The organism is Streptoverticillium reticulum (assembly GCF_047456005.1).
Taxonomy (GTDB): Bacteria; Actinomycetota; Actinomycetes; order Streptomycetales; family Streptomycetaceae; genus Streptomyces; species Streptomyces reticulum.
Genome location: NZ_CP179755.1, coordinates 6,134,971 through 6,149,628, shown reverse-complemented (window position 1 = coordinate 6,149,628; position 14,658 = coordinate 6,134,971). Strand labels below are relative to the sequence as shown.

Here is a 14,658-nt window from a genome sequence, read left to right as displayed (position 1 = left end):
CTCACTGGCCGTCGTAGCTCACCGGCAGCCGGGGGGCCTGCGAGCCCGACGGCGGCACCTGGAGGGACTTCAGGGTGAACTCCATGACCTGCTTGAAGACCGGCCCGCAGATCTGCCCGCCGAAGTAGCTGCCCTGGGTGGGGTTCTGGATGGCGCAGTAGACGGTGACCCGGGGCTGGTCGGCGGGCGCGAAGCCGGCGAAGGAGGCCGTGTAGCCGTGGTAGCGGCCGGTGCGCGGATCCACCCGGTTGGACGTGCCGGTCTTGCCCGCGACGCGGTAGCCGGGGATGGCCGCCTTGGTGCCGGTGCCCTCGCGGTCGTCCACGACCGACTCCAGCATCTCGGTGAGCTCGTGGGCGGTCTTCTCGCCGACCACCCGCATCCGGGAGGGCGCCGGGGCCTGCGCGAAGCGGCCGTCGGGCCCCTTGGAGCCGCGCACCAGGGTGGGCTGGATGCGCTCGCCGCCGGCCGCGATGGTGGAGTACACGGACGCGGCCTGCACGGCGTTGAGGGACAGGCCCTGGCCGAAGGGGATGGTGTAGGCGCGGGAGGACTTCCAGTCCCCCGGCTTGGCCAGCAGGCCCGGGGTCTCGCCGGGGAAGCCCAGGCCGGTGGGGCGGCCGATGCCGAACTTGCGCAGGTAGCCGTAGAGGACGTCGTTGGCCTGCTCGCGGGTCTTGCCGAGCTGTTCGCTGGCGAGGATGGTGCCGATGTTGCTGGACTTGGCGAGCACGCCGTTGAGGGTGAGGTGCCAGGTGGGGTGGTCGACGTCGTCGGCGAAGGAGCGGTCGGCGCGCGGCAGCCGGTTGGGCACCTCCACGTGGGTGTCCGGCCGGGCGACGCCCTCCTCCAGGACGGCGGCCATGGTCATGACCTTGCTGACGCTGCCGGGCTCGTAGGCGTCCTGGAGGGCGGCGTTGCCCAGGGCGGCCCGGTCGGCGTGGCCGAGGTCGTTGGGGTTGTAGCCGGGGGCGTTGGCCATGGCGAGGATCTCGCCGGTGCGGGTGTCCTGGACGACGACGTAGCCGCGGTCCGCGCCGGACTTCTCCACCTGGCGGGTGATGGCGTCCTGGGCGGCCCACTGGATGTCCCGGTCGATGGTCAGCTGCACGTCGGAGCCGGGCACGGCGGCCTGCTCCGAGGGGCTGCCGTCGATCACCTGGCGGCCGGAGGTCTGGGTGTAGACGCGCTTGCCGTTCTTGCCCGCCAGGAGCTCGTTGAGCTGCCCCTCGATGCCTCCGGCGCCCTGGCCCTGCGCGTTGACGAAGCCCAGGGTCCCGGCGGCGAGGTCCCCGTTGGGGTAGACGCGCTTGCCCTGGGCCTCGCGGCCCACGCCGGCCAGGACGTTGGGCCCCTGCTTGTGCCGGGCCCGCTCGGCCTGCTGCTGCTTGAGGGCCTTGATCCGGTTCCAGACCTGGGGGCTCTGGCGGCGGGCGAGGACGACGTACTTGGACTTGGGGTTGGCCGTGAGCTTGGCCTCGATGCCGTCCGCGTCGTCGTCAAGGACGGGCGCGAGCAGCTCGGCGGCCTGCCGGGCCGCGCCCTGGACCTTGGTCCGCTCCGGGGTGAGCAGGTCGGGGTCGGCGGTGATGTCGTAGGCGTCGACGGTGGTCGCCAGGTTCACGCCGTTGCGGTCGGTGATGGAGCCGCGCTCGGCGGCCAGCGTGACGGGCATGTAGCGGTGGGCGTTGGCCCGGGCCGCGTAGGTGTTGGCGTCGAGCGCCTGCACCTGCAGCAGCCGCCCGGTGAAGACCAGCATCACCACGGTGAGCCCGGCGCCGATCAGGCGCAGCCGAGGGCGCGGGCTGGCCAGCCGGAGCGGCCGGTTGCCCGTGCCGGGGCGCGGGGGGCGCGCGGCAGGGCGTGCTGCGGGCCGTGCGGGGCCCGGGACCGGGCGGCGGGGCTGCCTGGGCGCCGTCACGACATCACCTACCTGACCTGCGCGGGAAGGACGGGGCCGGGCTGCCGCCCCGGCGCCGCCGGGCGGTTGCCGGCGGGGGGCGGGGGCACGACGGCCGGGGGCGGGGCGCCCGGCCCGGTGTACGAGGCGTTGTCGGCGGTGCCCGTGCCGGCCGGGGCGGGGGTGCCGATGACGGTGCCGTCGGGCCGGAGGAAGACGGGGCTGCCGCCGGGGATCATGCCCAGTTCGCGGGCGCGGCGGGCGAGCGCGTCGGGGGCGGCGAGCTGGTCGACCTCCTGCTGCAGGGCCTGCTGCTGGTCGGTCAGCTCGGTCGTCCCGCGCTGGAGCTTGCTGAGCTCGAACGAGCCCTGGTTGAGCGAGGAGTTGAGGAGCAGCAGCGAGATCAGCCCGGAGCCGAGCAGCACCACGGTCAGCAGCACGAACGGGGTCCGCTTGGTTCCCAGGCGGCCCATCGGCAGCAGTCGCACCAGCCAGGCGCCCCGGCCGCGCCCCGCGGGGCTCACTCCACGTCCTCGCGGATGCGCTCGGCACCGCGCAGCCGGGCGGGGGCGGCGCGCCGGTTCTCGGCGATCTCCTCCTCGGTGGGCAGCTCGGCGCCGCGCGTGAGCAGCTTCAGCCGGGGCTGGTAGCGCTCGGGGACGACGGGCAGCCCGGGCGGCGCGGTGCTGGCCGCGCCCGCGGCGAAGACCTGCTTGACGATGCGGTCCTCCAGGGACTGGTACGACAGCACGGCGATCCGGCCGCCGACGGCGAGCGCGGCGACGGCGGCCGGGATGGCCTGCTCGACGCTGGCCAGCTCGGCGTTGACCTCGATGCGCAGCGCCTGGAAGGTGCGCTTGGCGGGGTTGCCGCCGGTGCGCTTGGCGGCCTGCGGCAGCGCCTCGCGGATCAGGTCGACGAGCCGGGCGCTGTTGCTGAAGGGCTCCTTCTCGCGCTCGCGGACGATGGCCGACACGATGCGCTTGGCCTGCTTCTCCTCGCCGTAGGCGCGCAGGATGCGGACGAGCTCGCCGGGCGGGTAGGTGTTGAGCACCTCGGCCGCGCTCATGCCCGTCGTCTGGTCCATGCGCATGTCCAGCGGCGCGTCCTGGGCGTAGGCGAAGCCGCGGTCGGCCTCGTCGAGCTGCATGGAGGACACGCCGAGGTCGAACAGGACGCCCTGCACCTTGGGGATGCCGAGCCGCTCCAGCACCTCGGGGAGCTCGTGGTAGACGGCGCGCACCAGCGTGGCGCGCTCGCCGTAGGGGGCCAGCCGCTCGCCGGCCAGGGCGAGGGCGGTGGGGTCGCGGTCGAGGGCGACGAGCCGGACGTCGGGGAACGCCTTCAGCAGCGCCTCGCTGTGCCCGCCCGCGCCCAGGGTGCAGTCGACGACGACCGCGCCGGGTGCGGCGAGAGCGGGTGCGAGCATGTCCAGGCAGCGCTGGAGCATGACGGGGACGTGTCGCGCGTTGCTGCTCATGCGCCCTTCTGAGAGTCCTGGCCGGCGCACGGTCCGCCGCGCACCACCAGGTCCCCGCCCGCTCAAAGGGGAAGCGGCCGTTCTGGCGCCGGGGAAGGGGCACCAGGGCGACCGGGGAGCGGGAGGAGGCCGAGCGGTACGCGCGCGTGGAGCGCACGTGCGGGTTCTTCATTCGGTTCCACGGGGAGCGTCACGCCTCCCACTTCGCGCCACTTTAGTCCACTCGTCCCTTCGGTCAACCAACCGGCGAGCGCGTCACCTCTCGCGTGCGTCGTGGCCGGTCGCCGACTACCTTCGTGCCTATGCCGATATCCGCGCCCCACCCGCAGACCCCGGGCTCCGGCCCCGCCGCCCCGGAACCCACGGTCACGGACCGTCTGGTTCAGGCCAATGCGCAGTACGCCGCCGCGTTCACGGACCCGGGCATGGACGCCCGTCCTGTCCTCAAGGTCGCGATCGTCGCCTGCATGGACGCCCGCATCGACCTGCACGCCGCCCTGGGCCTGGAGCTCGGCGACTGCCACACCATCCGCAACGCGGGAGGCGTGGTCACCGACGACATCATCCGTTCCCTGACCATCAGCCAGCGCGCGCTCGGCACCCGTTCCGTCGTCCTCATCCACCACACCGGCTGCGGCCTGCTCGACCTGACCGAGGACTTCCGCCACGAGATCGAGGCCGAGGTCGGCCAGCGGCCCGCCTGGGCGGTCGAGGCGTTCAAGGACCTCGACAAGGACGTCCGCCAGTCCATGCAGCGCGTGCGCACCTCCCCCTTCCTGCCCCACCGTGACGACGTGCGCGGCTTCGTCTTCGACGTGACGACGGGCCTGCTCCGAGAGATCGACCCGCGCCCCTGATGGGCCGGTTGTCCACAGGCGCTGACGCGACGGCGCACGGACGGACACAATGCGTGTACGGCGCCGCCCCCGCAGCCGCGGGTGCGGTGTCCGTGTTCCGGGGAGGGCCGGTCCGTACCGAGGACGACGGCCCCGGCGACGGGCCGAGGAGGGCCGGGTGACGACCTATGACGAACGAGCGGGTCTGGGGGAGCTGAGCGCGACGGCGGAGCGGATCCGCCGGTCGGTCGAGACGGTGATCGAGGGCAAGCCGGAGGTCGTGCGGCTGTCGCTGACGGTCCTGCTCGCCGAGGGGCACCTGCTCATCGAGGACGTGCCGGGCGTCGGCAAGACGATGCTGGCCAAGGCCCTTGCGCGGTCGGTCGACTGCTCGGTGCGGCGCATCCAGTTCACGCCCGACCTGCTGCCCTCGGACATCACCGGCGTGAGCGTCTACGACCAGCAGCGGCAGGACTTCGAGTTCAAGCCCGGAGCGGTCTTCGCCCAGATCGTCATCGGCGACGAGATCAACCGCGCCTCGCCCAAGACCCAGTCCGCGCTCCTGGAGTCGATGGAGGAGCGCCAGGTCACCGCCGACGGGCACACCTACGAACTGCCCGCCCCCTTCATGGTGGTGGCCACGCAGAACCCCGTGGAGATGGAGGGCACCTACCCGCTGCCCGAGGCCCAGCGCGACCGCTTCATGGCCCGGGTGTCCATGGGCTACCCCAGCCCCGAGGCCGAGCTGCGGATGCTGGACGTGCACGGCGGGCCGTCCCCGCTGGACGACCTCCAGCCGGTCGCCCACGCCCACGAGATCGTCAAGCTGACCGAGGCCGTCCGCGCGGTCCACGTGGCCGAGCCGGTCCGGCGGTACGCGGTGGACCTGGTCGCCGCCACCCGGCAGCACCCGGAGCTCAGACTCGGCGCGTCGCCGCGTGCGACGCTGCACCTGCTGCGGGCCGCCAAGGCCGCGGCGGCCCTGGCGGGCCGGGAGTTCGCGCTGCCCGACGACGTGCAGGCACTGGCCGTGGCCGTGCTCGCGCACCGGCTGCTGCCCAGCGCCCAGGCCCAGTTGAACCGGCGCACGGCCGAGCAGGTCGTGCTCGACATCCTCCAGCGCACCCCGGTGCCCGACCCGTTCGGCCAACAGGCTCCGGGCGCCCGGAGCCTGTGATGCCGTCGGGTGCCCCGAAGGGGCGCGGGGAACTGCGCGACCAGCCGCCGACGACCCGCAGCCGACGTACCTTCCGAGCCCGGGGCGAAGCCCCGGGAAGCAGCGGGACAGACGTCTGCGGGCGCGTCGTGGCTGATCGCACAGTTCCCCGCGCCCCTTACGGGGCACCCCTGCGCGCGGCGCTCAGCGGGCTGACCACCCGGGGCCGCTCCTTCCTGGCCGCGGGAATCGCCGCCGCCGGATGCGCCTATGTCCTCGGCCAGGCCGACCTGTTGCGGGTCGGGCTGCTGCTGGCCGTCCTGCCCCTGGTGTGCGTGGTCGCACTGCACCGCACCCGGCACCGGGTCACCGGCAGCCGCGCGCTGTCCCCGGCCCGGGTGAGCGCCACGCAGGAGGCCCGGGTGCGCCTGCGCGTCGACAACGTCTCCCGGCTGCCCACCGGCGTGCTGATGCTGCAGGACCGCGTCCCCTACGTCCTGGGCCCGCGCCCCCGCTTCGTCCTGGACCGCATCGAGCCGGGCGGCCGGCGCGAGGTGTCCTACCGCGTCCGCGCCGAGCTGCGCGGCCGCTATCCGATGGGGCCCCTCCAGCTGCGGCTGACCGACCCGTTCGGCATGTGCGAACTCACCCGCGGCTTCGGCACGCACGACACGCTCACCGTCGTCCCGCGCGTCGACCCGCTCCCCCCGGTCCGCCTCGGCGGCGAGGCCACCGGGCACGGGGACGGGCGGCTGCGCTCGCTCGCCCTGGCCGGCGAGGACGACGTCCTGCCCCGCGGCTACCGGCACGGCGACGACCTGCGCCGGGTCCACTGGCGCTCCACCGCACGCCACGGCGAGCTGATGGTGCGCCGCGAGGAACAACCCCAACGCGCCCACGCCACCGTGCTGCTGGACACCCGGGGCACCGCCTACGAGGGCGTGGGCCCCGAGGCCGCCTTCGAATGGGCGGTCTCCGGCGCCGCCTCGGCCGCGGTGCACCTGCTCGAACGCGGCTTCTCCGTACGGCTGCTGACCGACACCGGCAGCGCCACGCCTGGCGCCACCGGAGGCTCCGGCCACGACAGTGCCGACGCCGCCGGACTGTTGCTCGACATCCTCGCGGTGGTGGACCACTCCGAGGGCACCGGCCTCGAAACTGCCTACGACACGCTGCGCGCGGGCACCACGGGGCTGCTGGTGGCCTTCTTCGGCGAACTCGACGAGCACCAGGCGGAGGTGGCGGCCCGGATGCGGCAACGCAACAGCACGGCCGTCGCCTTCGTGCTCGACCCCGCGGTGTGGGCGGGCGCGACGGCCGCCCCGGACCGGTCGCTGCACCTGCTGCGCGACGCGGGCTGGACGGCGCTGCCGGTCGCCCCGGGGGCCTCGCTGCCCGGGCTGTGGCACCTGGCGGGCTCCCCTGGCCCCGTGCCGGAGAGGGCCTCATGAGCGGACAGGCACGGCTCGCGGTGTGCAGCGTGGTGGCCACGCTCGCGGCGGCCTGCGCACTGCTGCCGCTCGTCGACCGGCCCGTCTGGATCGTGCAGGCCGCACTGCTGCTGTCGATCCAGACGGCGGTGGGCGCCGTCGCCCGGCGGGTGCCGCTCCGCCGGGGGGTGACAGTGGCCCTGCAGGCGCTCGCGGCACTGCTGCTGCTCACTCTCGTCTTCGCACAGCAGCAGGCCATGGGCGGGCTGCTGCCGGGACCGGACGTCTTCCGGGAGTTCGGGCAGCTGCTCCAGGAGGGCGCCGACGACGTCGGGCGGTACGCCATCCCCGCGCCGGCGACCCGGTCCCTCAGGCTGCTGCTGGTCGGCGGCGTGCTGACGGTGGGCCTGGCGGTCGACGCGCTGGCGGTCACCTTCCGCAGCGCCGCGCCCGCCGGGCTGCCGCTGCTGGCGCTCTACTCCATCGGCGCCGGGCTGGGCCGGGGCGGCGGCCACTGGCTGTGGTTCCTCGCGGCAGCCACCGGGTACCTGCTGCTGCTCCTGGCCGAGGGCCGGGACCGGCTCACACGCTGGGGCCGGGTCTTCGGCGGCGGCCCGCCCGGCGGCAGTCCCCCAGCTACCGCCGGGGGTACCCCCAGGCACCCCGCCGCCGCGGGGGCCGGCCGCCCGCCGGCCGCCGTCCGCACGGGCCGCCGCATCGGCGCGGTCGCGCTGGGCATCGCCCTGGTGGTGCCGGCCGCCCTGCCGTCGATCGACGAGGGGCTGCTGCAGGCGCACGGCGCCGGGGACGGGCCCGGCGACGACGGCGGCACCATCTCCGCCGTCAACCCCCTTGTCTCGCTGCAGAACAGCCTCAACCAGCCGGAGAACCGCGAGGTCCTGCGCTACCGCACCTCCAGCGAGAACACCCAGGACCTGTACCTGCGCATCGTGGCTCTCGACTCGTTCGACGGCTCGTCGTGGCGGGCCTCCGAGCGCCGCGTCACGGACGTGCCCGACCCGCTGCCCACACCCGCCGGGCTGTCGCCCGCGGTGCGCACCGACCCCGTCAACACCTCGGTCGCGGCGGCCGGATCGTACGGCCAGACCTACCTCCCCATGCCGTACCCGGCCGAGCGGGTGCTCGTCGGCGGCCAGTGGCGCTACGAACCGGAGGGGCGGGCGCTCGTCGGCGACCACGGGCAGAGCACCCGCGGCCTGCGCTACCAGGTCTCCAGCCTGCTCGTGGAGCCGACCGCCGCACAGCTCGCCGCCGCGCCCGCTCCCCCGGAGCAACTGCTGCGCGCCTACACACGGGTGCCCGCCTCGCTGCCCGGCGTGGTCGCGGAGACGGCGCGGAAGGTGACCGCGGGGACGACGAGCGCGTACCAGCAGGCGGTGAAGCTCCAGGACTGGTTCTCCGCGAGCGGCGGATTCCGCTACGACACACAGGTGCAGACCGGCGGCGGCAGCAACGCCATCGTCAAGTTCCTGGAGGACAGGCAGGGTTTCTGCGTCCACTTCGCCTTCTCGATGGCGACGATGGCCCGCACCCTGGGCATCCCCGCACGGGTGGCGGTCGGCTTCACCCCGGGCACGCCGCAGCCGGACGGCTCGGTGTCCGTCGGCTCCAAGGACGCGCACGCCTGGCCGGAGCTGTACTTCGAGGGCGCCGGCTGGACCCGCTTCGAGCCCACGCCGACCCGGGGCACCCAGCCCGACTACTCGGTCGACCGGGCCCCCACGACCGCCGACCCCGGCGCGCCGGCACCGCTGCCGAGCCGCGCCGGAGCGCCCTCGGCGGTCCCCTCGGCCGACGCCGACTGCCCCCCGCAGGAGCGGCGGCTGGGCGAGTGCCGGGGCCAGGTGCTGCAGGCGGACACCGACGGCACCGGCGGCGGCCCGTTGCGGCTCACCACCGCGGTCGTCGTGGCGGCCGCACTGGCCGCGCTGATCCTGCCCCTCGTCCCCCCGCTGTGGCGGCGCCGGGCACGGGCCCGCCGGCTCGGCCGGGGCGGGGCGGTGGAGGGCACCCTCGCGGCCTGGCAGGAGATGACCGACTCCGCCTGGGACTACGGCATCCCGCCCGACGAGGCGCAGACCCCGCGGAACGCGGCGGCCCGCATCGTGCGGATCGCCGAACTCGACGGTCCCGCGGCGGAGGCCGCGGGCCGGCTGGCCACGGCGGTCGAACAGGCGTTGTACGCACCGGACCCACGGCCCGCCGGTGACCCGGCGGCCGACGCCGAGCGGGTACGGGCCGGACTGCACGCCACGGCCCTGCGCAGCACCCGACTCCGGGCCGCCCTGGCACCGCGCTCCGCAGCCCGGCTGCGGTGGGGCCTCGCGGCCCGGCTCGGGGCGGTCGGCTCGGCTTGGCGGCGGGTACGGGGACGTGCCCCGTAAGGGGCGCGGGGAACTGCGCGACCAGCCACGACGCGCCCGCAGTCGACGTCCCCGGGGCTTCGCCCCGGACCCCTGGGGTAGCGGCGTCGGCTGCGGGCCGGTGGTGGCTGGTCGCGCAGTTCCCCGCGCCCCTGACGGGGCGCCCGGTCGCGCCCACGCGGCGGAGCCGCATGATGTAACAAGCCCCGCGCCCCTTACGGGGCGCTGTCGGGACGCGAACACACCTGGAGGCCGGGGCACAACGCCCCGGCCTCCAGCGAATTCCTTTGCCGGAACAGCCCGTTGCCGCAGCCCGGCCCGCAGGGCCTAACGGCCCTGCTCGTCGCGGCGCCGCTGCCAGCGGGCCTCGATCCTGTCCATCATGCTGCGGCGCCGGCCCGCCGGGCGCCGCGCCATTCCCCCGGGGCCCTGCTGCGCACCGGGCCGGGGCGCCTTGCGCCAGCCCGTGACCGCGAGCACGGCGCACGCCAGCATGACGAGGAAGCCCGCCACGCTGATCCAGATCCGCTGGGCGACCATTCCGGCCATGAGGAGCCCGATGCCCACCAGAAAACCCGCGACCGCCTGGTAGACCCGTCGCCGGGTGTACGTACGCAGGCCGCTGCCCTCGAGCGCTGTCGCGAACTTGGGATCTTCGGCGTACAGCGCTCGCTCCATCTGCTCGAGCATGCGCTGCTCGTGCTCCGAGAGCGGCACGGAGTCCTCCTACTCGTCGGTCGCGGGGGTGCGACCGGGGTGCGACCCTTTCAGGATAGGCAGGGAATCGCCCCCGTGAAACCCGCCCCTCTGCGCCAATTCGCCTGCCGGTTCCCGGTGGGGGACCTGCGGCGTCGGGACGTACATTCCCTGTCCGGCCATCGGCCATGCCGGACCGTGCCCCCGATCATACGGGGCGAACGGGCTGATCGGGTGGCCTGTGCCCGGCCGTGCGCGGTCAGCCGCGCTCGGCCAGGACGTGCAGCTGAGTGGCCACCGAGTGGAAGGCGGGCAGCTCGGCCGCCGCGGCCTCCAGACGGAACAGGGCGTCCATGGCACCGGGCTCGGCGTCGACCAGCACACCGGGCACCAGGTCGGCGAAGACGCGCACGCCGTGCACCGAGGCGACCTCCAGGCCCGCCTCGGCGGCCAGCGCCGAGAGCTGGTCGGCGGTGAAGCGGCGGAGGACCGGGTCGCCCGGGCCCCAGTGGCCCTTGGGGTCGGTCAGGGCCTGGCGGGCCTCGTCGAAGTGGCCGGCGAGGGCGCGGGCGAGCACGGCACCGCCGAGGCCCGCGGCGAGCAGGCTGAGCGTGCCGGACGGGCGCAGTGCGGCGACCACGTTGCGGACGCACTCTGCGGGGTCCTCCACGTACTCCAGGACGCCGTGGCACAGCACCGCGTCGTAGGCGCCGCGCTCGACCACGTCGAAGAGGCCGAGGGCGTCGCCCTGCACCCCGCGCACCAGATCGGCGACCCCGGCCTCGGTGGCCCGGCGCTCCAGCGCGAACAGCGCGTTGGGGTTGGGGTCGACGACGGTGACGCGGTGGCCGAGGCGGGCGGCCTGCACCGCGAACTTGCCGGAGCCGCCACCGGTGTCGAGGACCTCCAGGGCGTCCCGGCTGGCGGCCTTGGCGCGGCGGTCCAGGGCGTCCCGGAGGACCTCCCAGACCACGGCGGTACGGAGGGACGCCCGGGGGCGGAGCTGGTCTGACACGGCGGGTGGCTCCTCGGCGCGGTGCCGCCGCCTCGCGGGCGGCAACGGATGACTGACGTCGGTGGACCCCAGCCTATTGCCTGCCCGGCGGATCGATCGCAGTCGCCTGCTGCAGTGCCGTCAGCCCGCCTTCCCCGCTATGGAGCGCGGCAGCCGCGGCCGGCGCACCAGCATCCGCTCGACCAGGCGCAGGAACATCGCCGCGTCGCGCACCAGGTCGTCCGCGTCGCGCGCGCTCGCGGCGGAGTAGATGCCCGCCTCGGCCCGGGCCCGGCGGGCCGCGCCGGAGGCGAACAGGGCGCTCCACTCGGCCAGTTCGGGAGCGACCTCCGGGAGCACCTCCCAGGCGCTGCGGATACGGCGGCGGCGCGCGGGCGCCTCGGGGCGGGCGCGCACGGCCAGCACGGCGGCGGCCGTGCGCAGCGCGGCGAGGTGGGCGGTGGCGTACCGCTCGTGGGGGGCGTCGAGGGCGGCGGCCTCCTGCAGGCCCTCGCGGGCCTGGGCGAGCAGGTCGAGGGCCGCGGGGGGAGCGACGGCGCGGCGGAGGACAGGGTGGACGTCGTTTGCGAAGCCGGCCATGACGAACCTCCTTCGTCGGGGCGGTGATCCGCACGCGGGGCGGGGCCGCCGTCTGGTGCTCATCGTGGGGCACCCCACTGACAATCGCGCCGACCTGCACAAACGCCGTCCGGGTGCCCCCGGCCTACCGGCGCCGGGAGGATGCGCGATACAGTTTTTAGACTGACTGGTCAGTTCAAGATCGCCCGCACGGGGATCGCAGGGAGGTACACGTGCACAGCACCACGGGCGCCCCGCCCGGCCAGGGGGCAGCGATCCGAGCCCGGGGGCTCGGCGTCAAGGGACCGCGGGGCTGGGCCTTCCGCGGAGTGGACATCGACGCGCCCGCCGGTTCGCTCGTCGCCGTCGAGGGCCCGTCCGGCTCGGGACGCACCAGCCTGCTGCTCGCCCTCACCGGCCGTATGCGGACCGGCGCGGGGAGCGCCGAGGTGGGCGGGCTGCCGCTGCCGCGGCAGATGGCCGCGGTACGGCGCAGCACCGCGCTGGCCCACGTCCCCGGCGTCGCCGAGCTCGACGCGTCCCTGACCGTCGACGAGCACCTGCACGAGCGCGCCCTGCTGCAACTCCGCTTCGGCGGCTCGCCGTTGACCCTGCTGCGTTCCCGCAATGAGCGGGCGGCGCGGACGAAGGCGCGCATCGACGCGGCCGTGACCGCGGCCGGACTGGACGTGGCCGCCCTGCCGAAGGGCGGACGGACGACCGTACGGGAGCTGGAACGGCTCGCCGCCCTGCGGCTGTCGCTGGCCCTGGCACTCATCGGCACCCCGCGGCTGATCGCCGTGGACGACACCGACCTCAAGCTCTCCGACGCGGAGCGCGCACAGGCGTGGGCGCTGCTGAGGTCACTGGCAGACACCGGCACGACCGTGCTCGCGGTATGCAGCGAGGCGTCCGAGGGCGCACTCGTCGTCAGGACCGACGGCGCGAACGACGACACGGAGATCACGAAGGGAGCGGCGCATGCGTTCGCCGAAACTGGCCGCGCTTGAGCTGAAGCGGTTCGGCAGGGGCAAGCTGCCCCGTGCCGCGCTCGTCGCGCTCCTGCTGCTGCCACTGCTGTACGGCGCGCTGTACCTGTGGTCCTTCTGGGATCCCTACGGCCGGCTCGACAAGGTGCCGGTGGCACTGGTCAACGACGACCGGGGCGCCACGGTGGACGGCAAGAAGCTCACCGCCGGCGACTCGATCGCCGACGGCCTGCACGACAGCAAGTCCTTCAAGTGGCAGGAGACCAGCGCCGCCGACGCACGCAAGGGCCTGGAGAGCGGCAAGTACTACCTGTCGCTCACCATCCCCGCGGACTTCAGCAAGCGGGTCGCCTCCAGCTCGGGCAACGCCCCGGAGACCGGGGCGCTCCAGGTGCGGACGAACGACGCCAACAACTACATCGTCGGTTCGATCTCCCGCACGGTCTTCTCCGAGGTCCGCGCGGCGGCGTCACGGAACGCGTCGCGCTCCTTCTACGACAAGATCTTCGTCTCCTTCTCGGACCTGCACAACAAGACCAAGCAGGCGGCCGACGGCGCCGACCAGCTGGGCGACGGCATAGGCAAGGCCGAGAAGGGCGCGGGCGACCTCAAGAACGGCCTCAGCCAGGCCAAGGAGGGCAGCGGCAAGCTCGAGGACGGGGTGGACAAGCTGCACAGCGGGGCCGGGACGCTGGACTCCAAGTCCGGGGAACTGGCGGACGGTGCCGGGCAGGTGGCCGACGGCGCAGGCCAGTTGTCAGACGGTGCACGCCGAGTGGCGGACGGCACCGCACAGCTGGCCGGCAAGGTGAACGACGCCGCGTCGAGCAAGGACGCGACGTACCTGAAGAACAACGCTGCGGACATCGGCAAGGATGCCGGCGAGGTCGCCGACGAGGCGAGGGAACTGCGACAACATCTGGCCGACCTGCCGTCGGCGAAGGTCACCGCAGGCCTCGTCGACGGCAGCGAGGTCGCCCTCAAGGGCCTGAACGATGCGTACACGAAGCTCTGCGAGAAGACCCCTCCCTCGGGCGACGCGTGCACCGAGCTCAAGAAGGCCGTCTTCGCCGCCGAACAGTCGCTGAAGGGCGCCCAGAAGCTGAACGACCTGGTCAACAACAAGGACGGCGACCTCGACAAGTTCCCCGCAAAGCTGGACGCGCTGGCATCCGCGGCCCAGCAGCTGCACGACAAGGCCCCCACACTGGCCAGTGACATCGACGACGCCGTCCGCAACGTCAACGCCCTCAACGACGGCGCCCAGAAGGTCGCCGCCGGTGCGGCGAAGCTGAACAGCGGGGCCGGAAAGCTGCACGACGGCGCCGGACAGCTCCACAACGGTGCCGGGCAACTGCACAACGGCCTAGGCGACGCCAAGGACGGCGTCGCCGGCCTGGACGACGGAATCGGAAAGCTGCGCAACGGCGCGGACACGCTGGAGGGCGGCATGTTCAGGCTCTCCGACGGTTCCTCCAAGCTCGCCGGCGGGCTGCACGACGGCGTGTCCAGGATTCCGGACTACGGCAAGAGCGACCGCGACGCCCGCACCGAGGTGATGGCCGACCCGGTCAAGCTGGCCTCGCAGGCGATGCACAAGGCGCCCAACTACGGCACCGGGTTCGCCCCGTACTTCATCCCGCTCTCCCTCTGGGTGGGCGCGATGGTCGCCTACATGCTGATGCAGCCGCTCAACCGCCGTGCCCTCGCCGCCGGTGCCCCGGCCTGGCGGATCGCGCTGGCGGGCTGGCTGCCGGTCGTGGCGATCGGGGTGCTGCAGGTGGGCGCCCTGCTGTCCGTGCTGCACTGGGCACTGGGCCTGCAGATGGAGCGCGCCGCAGGGACCGTCGGATTCCTCGTCCTGGTCACCGCCTGCTTCGCCTCCATCGTGCAGTGGCTCAACGCACGCTTCGGACCGGCCGGACGCATCCTCGTCCTGGCACTGCTGATGCTCCAGCTGACGTCCGCGGGCGGCACGTATCCCGTGCAGACCAGTCCGGGCTTCTTCAACGCCATCCACCCCTACCTGCCGATGAGTTACGTCATCGAGGGGCTGCGCCGCCTCATCACCGGCGGCGGGCTCGGTCCCGTCTGGCAGGCGTGCGGCGTGCTGGCCGCGTTCACCGTGGGCGCGCTCGCGCTGACCGCCTGGGCGGCGCGCGGCAAGCAGGTCTGGTCGCTGGACCGGCTGCACCCGGAGCTCAGTCTGTGAGC

At 74.1% G+C, this 14,658-nt stretch carries 12 protein-coding genes; 6 read left to right on the top strand and 6 right to left on the bottom strand.

Translation table 11 applies throughout. The features are described from left to right. Window position 1: 1 nt before the first annotated feature. The 3 genes from ACMATS_RS28330 to rsmH are packed head-to-tail and all read right to left on the bottom strand — an operon-like array spanning window position 2 to window position 3,380. Entirely contained in the window at window positions 2-1,921 is a 1,920-nt protein-coding gene (locus ACMATS_RS28330) for a peptidoglycan D,D-transpeptidase FtsI family protein (RefSeq protein ID WP_390777602.1), read from the bottom strand. An 8-nt stretch (window positions 1,922-1,929) separates the two neighbouring features. After that, on the bottom strand, window positions 1,930-2,424 hold the full coding sequence (locus ACMATS_RS28325) for a septum formation initiator family protein (protein WP_390777603.1): 495 nt from the start codon (window positions 2,422-2,424) through the stop codon (window positions 1,930-1,932). After that, window positions 2,421-3,380 carry a 16S rRNA (cytosine(1402)-N(4))-methyltransferase RsmH gene (rsmH, locus tag ACMATS_RS28320; RefSeq protein ID WP_414169508.1) on the bottom strand — a complete coding sequence of 320 codons (960 nt, stop codon included), beginning with the start codon at window positions 3,378-3,380 and terminating at the stop codon, window positions 2,421-2,423. Before rsmH ends, ACMATS_RS28325 begins: the two co-directional genes overlap by 4 nt. 302 nt (window positions 3,381-3,682) lie before the next feature. On the opposite strand from rsmH, the gene ACMATS_RS28315 reads away from it, so the two are divergent. The 4 genes from ACMATS_RS28315 to ACMATS_RS28300 all read left to right on the top strand — a co-directional run bounded on the left by ACMATS_RS28315 (window position 3,683) and on the right by ACMATS_RS28300 (window position 9,207). Further along, the gene (locus tag ACMATS_RS28315; protein ID WP_414169507.1) at window positions 3,683-4,237 is read left to right on the top strand and encodes a beta-class carbonic anhydrase; all 555 of its coding nucleotides are present in this window, start codon (window positions 3,683-3,685) and stop codon (window positions 4,235-4,237) included. Window positions 4,238-4,394: 157 nt separating this feature from the next. Then, window positions 4,395-5,393 carry an AAA family ATPase gene (locus tag ACMATS_RS28310; RefSeq protein ID WP_414169506.1) on the top strand — a complete coding sequence of 333 codons (999 nt, stop codon included), beginning with the start codon at window positions 4,395-4,397 and terminating at the stop codon, window positions 5,391-5,393. 128 nt (window positions 5,394-5,521) lie between these two features. After that, window positions 5,522-6,823, top strand: a complete 1,302-nt coding sequence (locus ACMATS_RS28305; protein WP_414169505.1) for a DUF58 domain-containing protein — start codon at window positions 5,522-5,524, stop codon at window positions 6,821-6,823. Beyond that, a complete protein-coding gene (locus ACMATS_RS28300) occupies window positions 6,820-9,207 on the top strand; it encodes a transglutaminaseTgpA domain-containing protein (protein ID WP_414169504.1) in 2,388 nt (795 codons plus the stop codon). Before ACMATS_RS28305 ends, ACMATS_RS28300 begins: the two co-directional genes overlap by 4 nt. Window positions 9,208-9,513: 306 nt before the next feature. Here ACMATS_RS28300 and ACMATS_RS28295 read toward each other — a convergent pair whose 3' ends face one another. The 3 genes from ACMATS_RS28295 to ACMATS_RS28285 form a co-directional block, all read right to left on the bottom strand. After that, on the bottom strand, window positions 9,514-9,903 hold the full coding sequence (locus ACMATS_RS28295) for a DUF3040 domain-containing protein (RefSeq protein ID WP_336412571.1): 390 nt from the start codon (window positions 9,901-9,903) through the stop codon (window positions 9,514-9,516). Between the two features lie 238 nt (window positions 9,904-10,141). Further along, window positions 10,142-10,897, bottom strand: coding sequence for a methyltransferase domain-containing protein (locus tag ACMATS_RS28290; RefSeq protein ID WP_414169503.1), 756 nt, complete (start codon window positions 10,895-10,897; stop codon window positions 10,142-10,144). A gap of 120 nt (window positions 10,898-11,017) precedes the next feature. Then, on the bottom strand, window positions 11,018-11,476 hold the full coding sequence (locus ACMATS_RS28285) for an SAV_6107 family HEPN domain-containing protein (protein WP_414169502.1): 459 nt from the start codon (window positions 11,474-11,476) through the stop codon (window positions 11,018-11,020). Between the two features lie 212 nt (window positions 11,477-11,688). On the opposite strand from ACMATS_RS28285, the gene ACMATS_RS28280 reads away from it, so the two are divergent. After that, window positions 11,689-12,465 (top strand): ATP-binding cassette domain-containing protein, encoded by a 777-nt coding sequence (locus ACMATS_RS28280; RefSeq protein WP_414169501.1) that lies wholly within the window; start codon window positions 11,689-11,691, stop codon window positions 12,463-12,465. Continuing rightward, a complete protein-coding gene (locus ACMATS_RS28275) occupies window positions 12,437-14,656 on the top strand; it encodes a YhgE/Pip family protein (RefSeq protein ID WP_414169500.1) in 2,220 nt (739 codons plus the stop codon). The genes ACMATS_RS28280 and ACMATS_RS28275 overlap by 29 nt, the downstream gene beginning before the upstream one ends. Window positions 14,657-14,658: the final 2 nt, after the last annotated feature.

Excerpts from the sequence above, each read along its gene's own strand:
- rsmH (WP_414169508.1), bottom strand. The coding sequence starts at position 3,380 with ATGAGCAGCAACGCGCGACACGTCCCCGTCATGCTCCAGCGCTGCCTG.
- ACMATS_RS28285 (WP_414169502.1), bottom strand. The coding sequence starts at position 11,476 with ATGGCCGGCTTCGCAAACGACGTCCACCCTGTCCTCCGCCGCGCCGTC.
- ACMATS_RS28275 (WP_414169500.1), top strand. The coding sequence starts at position 12,437 with ATGCGTTCGCCGAAACTGGCCGCGCTTGAGCTGAAGCGGTTCGGCAGG.
- ACMATS_RS28315 (WP_414169507.1), top strand. The coding sequence starts at position 3,683 with ATGCCGATATCCGCGCCCCACCCGCAGACCCCGGGCTCCGGCCCCGCC.
- ACMATS_RS28300 (WP_414169504.1), top strand. The coding sequence starts at position 6,820 with ATGAGCGGACAGGCACGGCTCGCGGTGTGCAGCGTGGTGGCCACGCTC.